The sequence below is a fragment of the Streptomyces sp. LUP47B genome, assembly GCF_001746295.1.
In the GTDB taxonomy this organism is placed as follows: domain Bacteria; phylum Actinomycetota; class Actinomycetes; order Streptomycetales; family Streptomycetaceae; genus Streptomyces.
In genome coordinates this window covers 417141-432663 of record NZ_MJAH01000006.1, presented here as the reverse complement: position 1 = coordinate 432663, position 15523 = coordinate 417141, and the positions used below count along the sequence as shown (strand labels likewise).

The 15523-nt window shown below is 71.5% G+C and carries 12 protein-coding genes; 2 read left to right on the top strand and 10 right to left on the bottom strand.

What is annotated here, in order from left to right:
• Window positions 1-56 precede the first annotated feature (56 nt).
• Window positions 57-2213, top strand: coding sequence for an MMPL family transporter (locus BFN33_RS20210; protein ID WP_069761878.1), 2157 nt, complete (start codon window positions 57-59; stop codon window positions 2211-2213).
• A gap of 1 nt (window position 2214) precedes the next feature.
• On the opposite strand, the gene BFN33_RS20205 is transcribed toward BFN33_RS20210, so the two are convergent.
• Window positions 2215-3633 carry an RsmB/NOP family class I SAM-dependent RNA methyltransferase gene (locus tag BFN33_RS20205; protein WP_069761477.1) on the bottom strand — a complete coding sequence of 473 codons (1419 nt, stop codon included), beginning with the start codon at window positions 3631-3633 and terminating at the stop codon, window positions 2215-2217.
• Window positions 3634-4312: 679 nt separating this feature from the next.
• Window positions 4313-5245, bottom strand: a complete 933-nt coding sequence (gene fmt, locus BFN33_RS20200; protein ID WP_069761476.1) for a methionyl-tRNA formyltransferase — start codon at window positions 5243-5245, stop codon at window positions 4313-4315.
• 294 nt (window positions 5246-5539) lie between these two features.
• Here fmt and BFN33_RS20195 point away from each other — a divergent pair, with 294 nt between their 5' ends.
• Window positions 5540-6094: a hypothetical protein gene (locus BFN33_RS20195; RefSeq protein ID WP_069761475.1), complete on the top strand. Its 555-nt coding sequence runs from the start codon at window positions 5540-5542 to the stop codon at window positions 6092-6094.
• A gap of 772 nt (window positions 6095-6866) precedes the next feature.
• Here the strand turns inward: BFN33_RS20195 and BFN33_RS20190 are convergent.
• The 8 genes from BFN33_RS20190 to BFN33_RS20155 all read right to left on the bottom strand — a co-directional run bounded on the left by BFN33_RS20190 (window position 6867) and on the right by BFN33_RS20155 (window position 15517).
• Complete coding sequence (locus tag BFN33_RS20190; RefSeq protein WP_069761877.1) at window positions 6867-9032, bottom strand: primosomal protein N'; 2166 nt, start codon at window positions 9030-9032, stop codon at window positions 6867-6869.
• Between the two features lie 159 nt (window positions 9033-9191).
• The gene (gene metK / locus BFN33_RS20185) at window positions 9192-10400 is read right to left on the bottom strand and encodes a methionine adenosyltransferase (protein ID WP_069761474.1); all 1209 of its coding nucleotides are present in this window, start codon (window positions 10398-10400) and stop codon (window positions 9192-9194) included.
• Between the two features lie 241 nt (window positions 10401-10641).
• Window positions 10642-11844 carry a bifunctional phosphopantothenoylcysteine decarboxylase/phosphopantothenate--cysteine ligase CoaBC gene (gene coaBC / locus BFN33_RS20180; RefSeq protein WP_069761473.1) on the bottom strand — a complete coding sequence of 401 codons (1203 nt, stop codon included), beginning with the start codon at window positions 11842-11844 and terminating at the stop codon, window positions 10642-10644.
• 126 nt (window positions 11845-11970) lie between these two features.
• The gene (gene rpoZ, locus BFN33_RS20175) at window positions 11971-12243 is read right to left on the bottom strand and encodes a DNA-directed RNA polymerase subunit omega (protein ID WP_003988945.1); all 273 of its coding nucleotides are present in this window, start codon (window positions 12241-12243) and stop codon (window positions 11971-11973) included.
• 65 nt (window positions 12244-12308) lie between these two features.
• Window positions 12309-12866 carry a guanylate kinase gene (gene gmk / locus BFN33_RS20170; protein ID WP_069761472.1) on the bottom strand — a complete coding sequence of 186 codons (558 nt, stop codon included), beginning with the start codon at window positions 12864-12866 and terminating at the stop codon, window positions 12309-12311.
• 60 nt (window positions 12867-12926) lie between these two features.
• The gene (locus BFN33_RS20165) at window positions 12927-13250 is read right to left on the bottom strand and encodes an integration host factor (protein WP_003977346.1); all 324 of its coding nucleotides are present in this window, start codon (window positions 13248-13250) and stop codon (window positions 12927-12929) included.
• A 324-nt stretch (window positions 13251-13574) separates the two neighbouring features.
• Window positions 13575-14414, bottom strand: a complete 840-nt coding sequence (pyrF, locus tag BFN33_RS20160; RefSeq protein ID WP_069761471.1) for an orotidine-5'-phosphate decarboxylase — start codon at window positions 14412-14414, stop codon at window positions 13575-13577.
• Window positions 14411-15517, bottom strand: a complete 1107-nt coding sequence (locus BFN33_RS20155; RefSeq protein WP_069761470.1) for a quinone-dependent dihydroorotate dehydrogenase — start codon at window positions 15515-15517, stop codon at window positions 14411-14413. Before BFN33_RS20155 ends, pyrF begins: the two co-directional genes overlap by 4 nt.
• Window positions 15518-15523: the final 6 nt, after the last annotated feature.

Sequence of the window (15523 nt, the reverse complement as noted above, 5' to 3'; positions counted from 1 at the left end):
CTGTGCGTGCCATGCTGGGCGGCCGATCGGCTCGAGAGGTGGCGCCGGGGGTGGCCATGACCGGGAATCGGGGCATCGCGCACGTCGTCTGCGGACGGCGCGCCAAGTGGGTAGTGCTGGCGCTGTGGCTGGTGGTGCTGTTCCTGACGGCGCCTCTCGCCTCCAAGCTCACCGACGCCCAGGACAACGACGCGGCCTCCTGGCTGCCAGGCTCCGCGGAGTCGACCCAGGTCCTCCAACTCTCCGAGGACTTCAGGCCGGAACAGATCCCCGCGGTCGTCGTCTACGCGCGCGAGAGCGGCCTCACGCCGCAGGAGCGGGCCGCGATCGCCAAGGACACGGCCGAGATCAAACAGCTCACCGCACACGGCATCCGCGGCTCGGAGACCCGGGGCCCGATCTACGACCGGCAAAGCGACCCGCGCGCGGCCCAGATCCTCATCCCGATCACCATGGACGAGAAGGGCTGGCAGGAGATCGCGCCCGCCGTCGACTCCATCCGTGACGTCGTGGGCAAGGGCAGCGACGGCCTCGCCGTGCACATCACCGGCCCCGGCGGCACGTCCGCGGACTTCTCCAAGGCCTTCGAGGGCATCGACTCGACTCTGCTGCTGTCGGCGATGGGCGTCGTCATCGTCATGCTGCTCATCACCTTCCGCAGCCCCACCCTGCTCCTGATCCCGCTGCTCTCCGTGGTCGCCGCGCTGTTCACCGCGCAGGCCTTGATCTACCTGCTCGCCCAGCACGCGGGACTGACCGTCAACGGCCAGAGCGCGGGCATCCTGACCGTGCTCGTCTTCGGCGCGGGGACCGACTATGCCCTGTTGCTGGTCGCCCGCTACCGCGAGGAACTGCACCACCACGAGGACCGCCACGAGGCGATGGCCCGCGCCCTGCACCGCGCGGGCCCGGCAGTGCTCGCCTCCGGCGCGACCGTCGTCCTGAGCATGCTGGTCCTGCTGACCGCCGAGATGAACTCGACCCGGGGCCTCGGCCCGGTCGCCGCGATCGGTGTCGCGGTCGCCCTGCTGGCGATGACGACCCTGTTCCCGGCCCTGCTGGTGATCTTCGGCCGCTGGATGTTCTGGCCGGCCATCCCGCGCTTCGGCGCCCCCGACCGCATCGAGTCCGGCCTCTGGGCCCGCGCCGGCCGCCGTATGGCCCTGCGCCCCCGGATGGTCTGGAGCGCCACGGCCGCGGCCCTCGTGATCTGCTCGCTCGGCCTGATCCAGCTGCGCGCCGAAGGCATCAGCAACGCCGACGCGTTCACCGGGAAACCGGACTCGATCACCGGCCAGGAGGTGTCCGCGAAGTACTTCCCGGCGGGCAGCGGCGATCCCCTGGTCGTCGTCAGCAACCAGGCGCAGGCACGACAGGTCGGCGAGGCGGTCGCGGGAACGCGGGGAGTCGTGCCCACGTCCCTCGGCCTGCCACCGGGCACGAAACCGTCGCACGAAGGCAAGGTCCTCTTCGAGGCGACGATGACCGCCCCGTCCGACAGTGAGGCCGCGAAACAGACGGTGGAACGGGTCCGGGGCACCGTCCACGCGATCCCGGACGCCGACGCCCAGGTCGGTGGCGGTACGGCCGCCCTGCTCGACATGGACAAGGCGACCACGCACGACAACAAACTGATCATCCCGCTGGTGCTCGCGGTCGTCCTGCTGATCCTGTGCGCCCTGCTGCGCGCCCTGATCGCCCCGCTGCTGCTGATCGGGACGGTGATCCTGTCCTTCGCGGCGGCCCTGGGCCTCAGCGCCCTGGCCTTCCGTCACGTGTTCGACTACGCGGGCGAGTCCACGGACTTCCCGCTGTTCGTCTTCGTCTTCCTGGTGGCCCTCGGCATCGACTACAACATCTTCCTGACCACCCGCATCCGCGAGGAGGCGGCCCACGCAGGCACCCGCGCGGGCGTGATCACAGGTCTGGCCGCGACCGGCGCCGTCATCACCTCCGCCGGCCTGGTCCTGGCCGGCACCTTCGCCGCACTCGGCACCCTCCCGATGGTCGCCTTCGCGGAGATCGGCTTCACGGTGGCGCTGGGCGTCCTGCTGGACACGTTCATCGTGCGGTCGGTGCTGGTGACGTCCCTGTTCCTGGACGTGGGGCCGAAGGTGTGGTGGCCGCACAGCCTGGCCAAGGAGGAGCCGGTCGACCCAGGGACGCGGGGACCCGCGCGACCAGCCACGACGGCACCGCAGACCCGCGACTAGATCACCCTGTCCTGCGGATGACCGCCAGATACATCGCATCGGTCCCGTGCACATGCGGCCACAACTGAACGTCCGGGCCCTCCCCCAGCTCCGGCACACCGGGGAACAACGGCCGCGCATCGACGAGTTCGGCGGCCGGCCATTGCTTGAGCACGTCCTCCACCACCGCCCGAGTCTCCGCGAGGTGGGGCGAACAAGTGGCGTACCCGACCACGCCGCCCACCCTGACGGAGTCCAGCGCGGTGCTCAACAGCTCCCGCTGCAACGGCCCGAAGCCCTCCAGGTCCTCGGGCCGACGCCGCCACCGAGCCTCCGGCCGACGCCGCAACGCGCCGAGTCCCGTGCACGGCACATCCATCAGCACCCGGTCGAAACTCCCCGGCTGCCACGGCGGCCGGGTCCCGTCCGCGGCGATCACCTGGTACGGCCCGGGATTCCCGGCGAGCGCCTTGGCGACGAGCCCGGCCCGGTGCGGCTGCTTCTCGGCGGCGAGCAGCACGGCCCCACGCTCGGCGGCCAGTGCGGCGAGCAGCGCGGCCTTCCCGCCGGGCCCCGCGCACCCGTCGAGCCACTTCTCGTCACGCCCCTCGACAGGCACGTTCGCGAGGGCCAGCGCGACGAGCTGGCTCCCCTCGTCCTGCACCCCGGCCCGGCCTTCCCGTACGGCGTCGACGGCACCGGGCTCACCGCCCTCGGACAGTCGTACGGCGTACGGCGACCAGCGCCCTGCCACGGCGGACTCCTCGCGGAGCAGTTCCTCGGCGGTGGACCGCCCCGGCCGGGCGACGAGGGTCACCTCGGGCCGTTCGTTGTCGGCCTCCAGCAGCCGCTCGATGCCGGCCCGCCCACCGCCGAGGGAGTCCCACAGCGCGGAGACGACCCAGCGAGGGTGGGAGTGCACGACGGCGAGATGGTCCTCGGGGTCGTCGTCGTAGGGCGGAGCCACCTTCGCGACCCACCCGTCTAGATCGTCCTGCGCGATCTTCCGCAGTACGGCGTTGACGAACTTGGCGCGTCCGTCGCCGAGCACGACCCGCGCGAGCTCGACGGAGGCGGACACGGCGGCGTGCGTCGGGATACGCGTCCCGAGCAGCTGATGCGCCCCGAGGCTCAGCACGTCGAGCACCGGCGGATCGACCTCGCGGAGCGGCCGGTCGACACATTCGGCGATGATCGCGTCGTACGTCCCCTGCCGGCGCAGTGTCCCGTACACGAGCTCGGTGGCGAGCGCCGCGTCCCGCGCCTCGAAGCCGCCCTTCTCCCGTGCCTTCCGCAGCAGCGGCGGCAGGACGAGGTTGGCGTACGCGTCCCGCTCGTCCACGGCCCGCAGCGCCTCGAAGGCGAGGAAGCGGACGGGGTCCTTCTGGGGCCGACGGTAGGGCTTGCCGGTCTTGTGGGGCCGACGGGGCTGGTCGCTCACGAAAAAGGTGCTCCGGATTCAAGGTCTGGTGACGCCCCAAGCGTACGTCCGCGGGAGGCGACGTCACCTTTCGAGGGCCGGGGTGATCCCGAGGCGGAGCGTCACCTGCCGGAGATCTGCTCGCTACCCCCGGCCCCGGCACTCCGACGACCGACACCACCCGAGCGCGACTCCAGCCGCCGACCCCCACGACCTACCAAGGACACAGGTCCGCCCAGGGCCTGCCACCGGCCGCCGTCACAACCACCCACCCGATCCAGACGGAAGCCCGGCCCCCGGCACCGACGGCCGACGCCACCCCACCGCGACTCCGGCCCCTGCCCGCACGACCGGCCAAAGACACAGACAGCCCAGGGACCCCGTCACCGGCCGCCGTCACAACCACCCACCCGATCCAGACGGAAGCCCGGCCCCCGGCACTCCGACGACCGACACCACCCCACCGCGACTCCGGCCCCAGCCCGCACGACCGGCCAAAGACACAGACAGCCCAGGGACCCCGTCACCGGCCGCCGTCACAACCACCCACCCGATCGACGACGGAAGCCCGGCCCCCGGCACTCCGACGACCGACGCCTCCCGACAGCGGCTTCCCACCCGCCTGCCCGGGATGGATATCCGCCTCGCATCACCGGCCCGAGCGGAGACCCGCGCCCGGCAGCCGACCGTCGCCGACGCGTCACTCGCCGACGGTCTCCCCGTCCGAGATCCTGACGCCCCGCGCCCAGTCCGCGGCCTTCATCGGCTTCTTCCCCTGTGCCTGCACCCACAGCAACTCGACGCCGTACGACCCGGTGCCGACGTGGACGCTGTTCTTGCCGACGGCGAGCGACCCGGGGGCGAGATCCGTACGGTCGGGAACCGGCTGGACCTGGATGAGCTTGAGCCGCTCGCCGCGGAAGGTCGTCCAGGCACCGGGCGCGGGGTGACACCCCCGCACGAGCCGGTCCACCCGCAGGGCAGGCGCGGTCCAGTCGACCCGCGCGTCCTCGACGGTGATCTTCGGTGCGACGGTGATGCCCTCCGCCGGCTGCGGCACCGCCTTCAGCGTGCCGTCGGCGATACCGTCCATGGTCGCCGCGAGCAGCCCCGCACCGGCGAAGGCGAGCCGGGTCAGCAGGTCACCGCTGGTGTCGGTGTGCCGGATCACCTCGGTGACGGTGCCGTAGACGGGCCCGGAGTCGAGCCCCTCCTCGATTAGGAAGGTCGACGCCCCCGTAACCTCGTCCCCGGCCATGATGGAGTGCTGAACCGGAGCGGCCCCACGCCAGGCGGGCAGCAGCGAGAAGTGCAGGTTGACCCAGCCGTGGGCCGGGATGTCGAGGGCGACTCGGGGCAGAAGGGCGCCGTAGGCGACGACGGGGCAGCAGTCCGGGGCGATCTCACGCAGCCGCTCGAGAAACTCCGGATCCCGCGGCTTGACGGGCTTCAGCACCTCGATCCCGGCCTCCTCGGCCCGCTCGGCGACCGGGCTCGCCACCAGCCTGCGCCCCCGCCCGGCCGGCGCGTCCGGCCGTGTGACGACGGCGGCGACCTCATGCCGCCCGGAGGCGATGAGAGCGTCCAGGGCGGGAACGGCGACCTCGGGGGTACCGGCGAAGACGAGCTTCATGGGTGGGCTGGGCCTCTCGGACGGGTGACTCGGCGGACGACTCGGACGGGTGACGACGGGCAACACACAAGTCTATGGCGAGGCGCGACCGCCGCACGGCCGGATAGGGACCCCACGGGCGAGGCTCGCGTTCCCGCTCAAGGCGCGAACCCCCCGCCCCCGGCGCACGCATATGCCTGTACGCCCCCACTGCGTGACCAGCGGAGCGTAAACGCGTTGGTCAAGAAAGAGTTGACCACAACGGGCCGCGATCGCGGCCCCATCCTTTTCAACGCCGGTTCGAGAGGCTTGTTCATGGCCGACCACGCAACCCACGACGCCCAGGCTCGGGCCAGCCTGCACTTGCTGGTGCGGGACATCGAGCGGGTCCGCCGGCAGGTGGACGCGTTGCGCACCCTGACCGCCCAGTTGGGCAACGTCTACCGCCCGCGCCGCTCCGGCCCCTCCACGGGCTTCGTCGTCTACGGACGCGCCCCCGCCCCCACGGTCCGTCTCGCGCAGGAACTGCGGGACAGCGTCGAGACCCTGGTGACGGCCGCGGTCGACTTCGACCGCTCGCTCGGCTTCTCGTGGGACGCGGTGGGTTCCGCCCTCGGCGTCACCAAGCAGGCGGTGCACCGTCGTTACGGCGCCCGCCGCGCCGCGGCCCAGGCGACAGCCGACGCCGAGCGGGCCACGGAGACGTCGGGGGCGGCCCGCACGGTCAGTGTCAACACCGGTATCCCCACGGTGCCTTCCGTTCCGACGGTCCCCGCGGCCCGCTCCATGCCGACCCAGCCCACCGCGGGCAGCCCCACCCTCCGTGAAGAGGTACGACCCACCGCCTTCCCCGGCCCGCGCAACGGCTGACCCGCTTCCCCCTCTCTGCCCTCCCACCCCCGACCGGGAGGGCAGACGCATGTCCTCACGGTCCCGACCCAGGCGTGTCCCAGGGCCACCGCAGCTCGCGGCGACCCCAGGCCTGCGACCACACGATCGAGAAGGCCCGCTGTCCCAGCGTCGAGGTCGTCAGGCCCCCCTCACACGCCCTCGATGCACGCGCGACCCCGCAGCCACGACGATCGCGTGCGCCCGCCGTCCCCGCCCCCAAGTCGTCCAGCCCACCACACCCTCGACCCACGGCGACCCCGCAACCACCGCCAGATCACCGCGGCCCTGCGCCTGCAGCCACGACGATCGCGTGGGCACGCGGTCCCCGCGCCCAGGTCGTCAGGCCCCCTCACACACCCTCAACCCACGCGCGACCCCACGGCCACCGCCAAATCACCGCCACCCAGCGGCTGCGCCCACAGCCACCACGATCACCTGCACCCGCGGCCCCCGCGCCCAAGTCGTCCAGCCCCCCACACACCGTCAACCCACGCGCGACCCCACGGCCACCGCCAGATCACCGCCACCCAGCGGCTGCGCCCACAGCCACCACGATCACCTGCACCCGCGGCCCCCGCGCCCAGGTCGTCAGGCCCCCTCACACACCCTCAACCCACGCGCGACCCCACGGCCACCGCCAAATCACGGCCACCCAGCGGCTGCGCCCACAGCCACCACGATCACCTGCACCCGCGGCCCCCGCGCCCAGGTCGTCCGGCCCCCTCACACACCCGCCACCGCCCCCCGACCGTCACCCGATATCAGGCGGATCAATCCGCACCCAAACCGCCCCCTCACCTCCGCCCCCGCCCCCGCCCCGAGCCATCCGCGTAGCCTGCGCCGACTTGAGTGAAGACGCCAACGCCGCCCCCCTTCCCGGCGGCACCCGCACCAGCACCCGCTCCCACCGCTCCCCGACCGGTGGCGCACCCACCCTCCGAGGCCCCCCCGCCACCGTCACCGGCAACGGCACAGGCCCCAACACCTCAGCCTCAGCAGGCAGTTCGACGGCCGCCAGGAACTCGGCAAGGGCCTCCCCCGTCCCCGACACCGCAGCCATCCGCGACACCGGCGGAAACCCCAGCTCAGCCCGCTCCCCCAACTCCCGGACCGCGTGCCCCACGGGGTCCCACCGCACCAACGCCTGCACAGGCCGCAGCGTGGGCTCGGCGACCACCACCACGGTGCCCCCGGCCTCCTGCGCCCGCACCAGCGCCGACGCCGCGATCCACCGCCGTAGCGCATCCTCCCCGGCCCGTAGATCCGGCCGCCCGAGCATGGCCCACCCGTCCAGCAATAGCGCCGCCGCATACCCGCCCTCGGCGACGGGCTCCGCCCCCGGCGTGCTCACCACCAGCGCCGGCGCCCCCGGCACGGTGTCCAGCACATGTTCACGCCCGGACGTCCGCACCGGAACAGCCGGAAACGCCCGCCCCAACTCCTCCGCGGTACGCCGTGCCCCCACCACCTGCGCCCGCAAACGGAAGCCCCCGCACTCCGGACAGTGCCAGGCCCCCTCATCGCGCCCACACCACCCGCACCGCAGCGCCGCCCCGGACTCCTGCCCCTCCAAGGGCCCGGCACAGTGCCGACACCGCGCGGGCTCCCGGCAGTTGGCACAGGCCATCCGCGGCACATACCCCCGCCGCGGCACCTGCACGAGCACCGGCCCGTGCCGCAACCCCTCCCTGACGGCCTGCCAGGCGAGCGTCGGCAGCCGGGCCGCCCGAGCCGCCTCGTCCCGGGCGAGATCCTGGTCCCCCACGGTCCGCACCAGCGGAGCGACGGCCCGCACCTGCTCCCGCGAGGCGATGAGCGGCCGCGCCCACCCGCTCTCCACAAGCTGCGCGGCCTCCACCGTGCAGCTCCAACTCCCCAGCAGAAAGCCGCACTTGTCCTGCGCGGCCCGCAACAGCAACACCTCACGCGCATGCGGCTGCGGGGCATGCGGCTCGCTGTGGCTGTCGTCGCCGTCGTCCCAGAGAGCGACGAGCCCCAGATCCCGCACCGGGGCGAACATCGCGGCCCGGGTCCCGACCACGGCCCGCACGGCCCCCCGCCGCACGGCCAGCCACTCCCGGTACCGCTTCTCGGGCCCGGCGTCGGCGGTCAGGACCGCATGCCGCCCCTCCCCCAGCACCGAGGTCAGCGCGGCGTCGACCCGCGCGACGGCCCGCCCGTCCGGCACGACGACGAGCGCCCCCCGCCCCGAGGCCAGGGTCGCGGCCACGGCCCGCGCCAGTTCCGCACTCCACTCCGGCCCGGGCAGGGCGTTCCACACCGCGCGCGGTGCGCCCCCCGAGGCCAGCGACTCCACAAACGCGTCCCCCCGCTCGTACCGCCCCCAGGAGCCCACCTCGGGCGCCGGGGGCGGCGGCAACGGCTCGGGCGAAGGCCGCTGCTCGGCGCGAGCGCTACGAGGTGGGACGGCGAGCTGCAGCACATCCGCCAGACTCCCCGCATACCGATCGGCGACGGCCCGGGCGAGCCCCAGAAGCTCCTCGCTGAGCACCGGCTCCGGCGAGACGACCTGAGCGAGCGCCGCCAGGGGCCCGGAGTAGTCCGACTCGGCGAGCCGCTCGACCAGAAACCCGTCGATCAGCCCCCCGCCCTCACGCCGCCCTTCCCGGACCCGTCCACGCCCGGCCCCGAACCGCACCCGCACCCGCACCCCCGGCTGCGCGTCCGCGTCGAGCTCCTCGGGCACGGCGTAGTCGAAGTACCGGTCAAGATGCAGCACGCCCTTGTCCACCAGCACCCGCGCGACCGGCAGCTCCTTGGCCAACGCGGCCCCCCGCCACGTCCGCGGCTTGGCCCGCGGCACCTTGGCCTTGCGCACGCTCTCCCGAATGAAGGCAAGCTGCTCGGGCTGCGCTCCTTCGGCGCCACCGTCCACGGACCCGTTCTCGCTGCTCACGCTTGCATTCTTACCAAACCCCACTGACAACTGACGCCGCCCGAACCCGAAGAGGCCCTTCCCGCGGGCGTACACGTCCGGCCGGTGACGCGCCGAGACCCGGCACCCCAAGGGGGGCACCGGGCCTCGCGGCAAACCGCAGGGGGCTTGCTTGTGGACTTACAGGCCGGCGGCCTTCTTCAGCGCCTCCACGCGGTCCGTCCTCTCCCACGTGAACTCGGGCAGCTCGCGGCCGAAGTGGCCGTACGCCGCCGTCAGGGAGTAGATCGGGCGCAGCAGGTCCAGGTCGCGGATGATGGCGGCCGGGCGGAGGTCGAAGACCTCGTCGATGGCCTTCTCGATCTTGTCGGTGTCGATCTTCGCGGTACCGAAGGTCTCCACGAACAGGCCCACGGGCTCGGCCTTGCCGATGGCGTAGGCGACCTGGACCTCGCAGCGGGAGGCGAGGCCCGCGGCGACGACGTTCTTGGCGACCCAGCGCATGGCGTACGCGGCCGAGCGGTCGACCTTGGACGGGTCCTTGCCGGAGAAGGCACCGCCGCCGTGGCGGGCCATGCCGCCGTACGTGTCGATGATGATCTTGCGGCCGGTCAGGCCGGCGTCACCCATCGGGCCGCCGATCTCGAAGCGACCGGTGGGGTTGACCAGGAGGCGGTAGTTCTCCGTGTCCAGCTTGATGCCGTCGTCCAGGAGCGCCTTCAGCTCCGGCTCCACGACGAACTCGCGGATGTCCGGGGCGAGCAGAGAGTCGAGGTCGATGTCGGACGCGTGCTGCGAGGAGACGACGACCGTGTCGAGACGGACGGCCTTGTCGCCGTCGTACTCGATGGTGACCTGCGTCTTGCCGTCGGGGCGCAGATACGGGATGGTGCCATTCTTGCGGACCTCGGAGAGGCGCTTCGCCAGGCGGTGCGCCAGGAAGATCGGCAGCGGCATCAGGGTGGGGGTCTCGTCCGTCGCGTAGCCGAACATCAGACCCTGGTCGCCCGCACCCTGGCGGTCGAGCTCGTCCTCGTCGCCCTCGACCCGGTTCTCGTACGCCGTGTCGACGCCCTGCGCGATGTCCGGGGACTGCGCGCCGATCGACACCGAGACACCGCAGGAGGCGCCGTCGAAGCCCTTCTTCGAGGAGTCGTAACCGATCTCCAGGATCTTGTCGCGCACCAGCTGGGCGATCGGCGCGTAGGTCTTGGTGGTGACCTCACCGGCCACGTGCACCAGGCCGGTCGTGATCAGGGTCTCGACCGCGACCCGGGACGTCGGGTCCTCCTTGAGGAGCGCGTCGAGGATGGTGTCACTGATCTGGTCAGCGATCTTGTCGGGGTGGCCCTCGGTCACGGACTCCGAGGTGAACAGACGACGGGACACAACGCTCCCTGGGGTTGCAGCGGCTGCTGGCTGATCATTGGCGGACGGGCTCGGGGGCTGCGCCCGGCATCGTCCGAGAACAGTTTATCGGTCGTGCTCGGTCACCGGCTCCCCCGTCTCGCCACTCGGGAGTGCTGTGACCTGCGGCACGGGCATTGTGCCCAATCACGAGCGGGCTTGGCCAGGGTCGCCACGCCACTGTGGCAGAGGTTTGAGAGGACCGAGAAGCGAAGGAAACATTTCACGTGAGGCGCTGTGCCACCAGGTCCCACACGGTTTCGGCCAGGAATTCCTTCGGGCCGTGCGGTACCGGGGTCTCGCTGCCGTCGGCGCCCAGCACCACCGCCTCGTTCTCCTCCGACCCGAAGGTCTTGCGCTCCCCCACCTCGTTGACGACGAGGAGGTCGCAGCCCTTGCGCCGCAGTTTCGTACGACCGTTGGCCAGGACGTCGTCGGTTTCGGCGGCGAAGCCGACTATCACCTGGCCGGGGCGGGCACGCTCGGCCGAGATCTCGGCGAGGATGTCCGGATTCCGCACCAGGACGATCGGCTCGGGGTCCTGGCCGTCCTTCTTCTTGATCTTTCCGGTCGCGTACGTCTGCGGGCGGAAGTCGGCGACCGCCGCCGCCATGACGACCGCGTCGGCGTCGGCCGCCGCCTTCAGGACCGCCTCGCGCAGCTGCACGGCCGTCCCCACGGGGACCACGTCCACGCCCGCCGGGTCCGGCATACCGGTGTTCGCCGCGACCAGGGTGACCCGGGCGCCGCGCGCGGCCGCGGTGCGGGCGAGGGCGTAGCCCTGCTTGCCGGAGGAGCGGTTGCCGAGGAACCGGACGGGGTCGAGGGGTTCGCGGGTGCCGCCGGCGCTCACTACCACATGCCGGCCCTTGAGGTCGGGCTCGGTGACGCCCCGGGCCAGCACCCGGCGGCAGACCTCGAAGATCTCGGCGGGTTCCGGCAGCCGGCCCTTGCCGGTGTCGACGCCGGTCAGCCGGCCGACGGCCGGCTCGATCACGATCGCACCGCGTCGGCGCAGTGTCTGCACGTTCTCCTGGGTGGCCGGGTGCTCCCACATCTCGGTGTGCATGGCGGGCGCGAAGACGACGGGGCAACGGGCCGTCAGGAGGGTGTTGGTGAGGAGGTCGTCCGCCAGGCCGTGCGCCGCCTTGGCGAGGGTGTCCGCGGTCGCCGGGGCCACGACCACGAGGTCGGCGTGCTGCCCGATGCGGACGTGCGGGACCTCGTGGACGTCGTCCCAGACCTCCGTCGAGACCGGCTTGCCGGAAAGGGCGGACCAGGTGGCGGCGCCCACGAAGTGCAGTGCGGAGGCGGTGGGGACGACGCGGACGTCGTGGCCGGACTCCGTAAGCCTTCTCAGCAGCTCACAGGCCTTGTACGCGGCGATGCCGCCACTGACCCCCAGCACGACCTTCGGCTTGTCCACCGTCTCGCCCCGTCTCTCCCCGTATTGGCAACGTACGACTGCGACGTACGGGTCCATCACACACCACAGGCCCGACAGTCGCGCTGCCGGGCCTGTGGATAAGTCAGCGAAAAGCTGAAAGTACGACTACTGCGCCGGGCCCTCGACGGCCTCGGACGTCAGCAGACCCGCGTTGATCTCGCGCAGGGCGATCGAGAGCGGCTTCTCGTGGACGTGGGTGTCCACCAGCGGACCGACGTACTCAAGCAGGCCCTCACCGAGCTGCGAGTAGTACGCGTTGATCTGGCGGGCCCGCTTGGCCGCGTAGATCACGAGGCTGTACTTCGAGTCCGTGGCCTCGAGGAGCTCGTCGATCGGCGGGTTGATGATGCCCTCGGGCGCGGAGATGGAAGAGGACACGCTCTACCTTCCGATGGATGGGAAAGAATCAGTGCGATTGATCAAGCCTCAACGAGCAGGCGGGATCACACCACATCCATCAAGGCTAGCAGCTCGCGCGCCACGTCCTCGACGGAGGTGTTGACCAAGGTCACATCGAACTCGGGTTCAGCCGCCAGTTCGACCTTCGCCGCCTCCAGGCGGCGTTCGATCACGGCGGGCGGCTCAGTGCCACGTCCGGTGAGCCTGCGCACGAGCTCCTCCCAGGAGGGAGGTGCCAGGAACACCAACTGGGCGTCCGTCATGGACTCGCGGACCTGCCGGGCGCCCTGGAGGTCGATCTCCAGCAGGACGGGCTCACCCGCCTCCAGCCGCTCCAGCACGGCCGCACGCGGCGTGCCGTAGCGATTGCCGGCGAACTCCGCCCACTCCAGCAGCTCACCGTTGGCGATCAGCTTGTCCAGCTCCTCGTCGGTGACGAAGAAGTACTGGACGCCGTGCTTCTCGCCGGGGCGGGGCTTGCGGGTCGTCGCCGACACCGAGAGCCAGACCTCGGGGTGTTCCTTGCGCATATGGGCGACGACCGTGCTCTTGCCGACCCCTGAGGGGCCGGAGAGCACGGTCAGCCGCGGACGTTCACTCATGCAGCGATTATTCCAGCAATCCCGGGGTGCCCGGGACTCCCTTCCCGGAGTGACCCGGGTTCAGGAACCGGTGCTGCCGAACTCACGCTCCAGCGAAGCGATCTGGTTGGAGCCGAGGCCGCGTACACGACGGCTCTCGGAGATGCCGAGTCGCTCCATGATCTGCTTGGCGCGGACCTTGCCCACGCCCGGCAGGGACTCCAGCAGGGCGGAGACCTTCATCTTGCCGATGACGTCGTTCTCCTGGCCCTGCTTGATGACCTCGTGAAGGGAGGCGCCGGAGTGCTTGAGTCGATTCTTGACCTCGGCCCGCTCCCGGCGAGCCGCGGCGGCCTTTTCGAGCGCGGCTGCGCGCTGTTCAGGGGTAAGGGGCGGAAGAGCCACGCCTACGTCACCTCGGATGTCGATCTTGTCGGATACGGACCGGTGAGGAACCTAGTCGCCCCACACCTGGGGAGCCACGAGCAACACGCTTGCCCGTTCACTCTGCGTCGGAGACTAGCGGCCAAGTCCGCCAGAGTCAGCGAGAACAGCGGAAAAGTCCTGGTCAGCCTCCGCCAGGTCGGACATTTCTGACATATTGCCCCGGATTTGAGGATGTATTCAGGCTCAAGGAGGCCTCGAAGCGCGCGTCGGAGGACTCGAACGGGGGTGTCGAACATCCGCGACGACCGTCGCGCACGCCAGATCCGGTCCTCGACGGCCGTCTCAACCCGTCGGCAGCGCGGACCTGATCTCGTCCGCGAACCGCTCGGCGGACGCGCGCAGCGCACTGACGTCGGGACCGTGCCTCAGCACGCCCCGGCTGACGTTCGGGACGACATTGCGGATCGCCGCCCCGAAGACCCCGGGAAGATCGGCCGGAGTGGCCCCCTGGGCCCCGACGCCGGGCGCGAGGAGCGGACCGTTGATGTCCAGGTCGTACGACGACAGATCGCCGAGCGTGGCCCCGACGACGGCGCCGAAGGACCCCAGGGGCTCCTCCCCCGTGTTCTCGGCGGCCAGATGGGCCAGCATGGTCGCGCCGACGGTCCGGCCGTCCGCGCGGACGGCGTGCTGGACCTCGCCGCCCTCCGGGTTGGACGTCAGCGCGAGCACGAACAGGCCGGCGCCGCTCTCGCGCGCCAGCACGACGGCCGGCGAGAGCGAGCCGTAACCGAGGTACGGCGACACGGTCAGCGCGTCCGAGAACAGCGGGGAGTCCTTGCGCAGGAAGGCCTCGGCGTACGCGGCCATGGTCGAGCCGATGTCACCGCGCTTGGCGTCCATGAGGACCAGCGCACCGGCCGCGCGGGCCTCCTGGACGGTCGTCTCCAGTACGGCGACGCCGCGCGAGCCGAAGCGCTCGAAGAACGCGCTCTGGGGCTTGAACACGGCGACCCGGTCGGACAGCGCCTCCACGACCGTGCGGCTGAACCGCTCCAGACCGGCCACGTCGTCGTTCAGGCCCCACTCGGTGAGCAGTGAGGCGTGCGGGTCGATCCCCACGCACAGCGGGCCGCGCTCGTCCATGGCTCGGCGCAGGCGTGCGCCGAAGGGCTCGGTCATACCGTCTTCCTCACGTCGGCGCCGACCGCGTCGGCGAGGGTGGCGTACGGGCTCGTGCGCAGGCGCGCGGCGAGCCCCTTGTGGATGGCCCGGCCCCAGAAGGGACCCTCGTAGACGAACGCGCTGTAGCCCTGGACCAGCGTGGCGCCCGCCAGGATGCGCTGCCAGGCGTCCTCGGCGTCCTGGACGCCACCGACGCCCACCAGGGTGATCCGGTCGCCCACGCGCGCGTACAGGCGCCTCAGGACCTCCAGGGAGCGTGCCTTGAGGGGTGCTCCGGAGAGGCCGCCCGTCTCCTTCACCAGGGCGGGTGCGGACGTCAGACCGAGTCCCTCGCGCGCGATGGTCGTGTTGGTGGCGATGATGCCGTCCAGGCCGAGCTCGACGGCCAGGTCGGCGACCGCGTCGACGTCCTCGTCGGCGAGGTCGGGCGCGATCTTCACCAGGAGCGGGACGTGACGGGAGGCCACCCTGCGGTCGGCGGCCTCGCGAACGGCGCTCAGGAGCGGACGCAGGTGGTCGACCGCCTGGAGGTTGCGCAGTCCTGGCGTGTTGGGCGACGAGACGTTCACGACCAGGTAGTCGGCGTACGGCGCCAGCCGCTCCGCCGACTTCACGTAGTCGCCGATCGCCTCGGACTCCGGGACGGCCTTGGTCTTGCCGATGTTGACGCCCACAACCGTCTTGAAAACCGGCTCACGGGAGGCCAGGCGGGCCGCCACGGCCAGCGAGCCCTCGTTGTTGAAGCCCATGCGGTTGATGAGCGCGCGGTCCGGTACCAGGCGGAACAGCCGCTTTTTGGGGTTGCCCGGCTGAGCCTCCCCGGTCACCGTGCCGATCTCGACGTGGTCGAAGCCCAGCATCGTCAGGCCGTCGATCGCGACCGCGTTCTTGTCGAAGCCGGCGGCCAGTCCGAAGGGGCCGTGCATGCGCAGGCCGAAGGCCTCGGTGCGCAGCTCCTTGTGGCGGGGTGCGAGAGCGGCCGCGACGAACGTGCGCAGCACCGGAACTCGGGCAGCGAGGCGGATCCACCGGAAGGCCAGGTGATGGGCCTTCTCGGGGTCCAGGCGCTTGAAGACGAGGTTGAAGAAGATCTTGTACATGGTGTC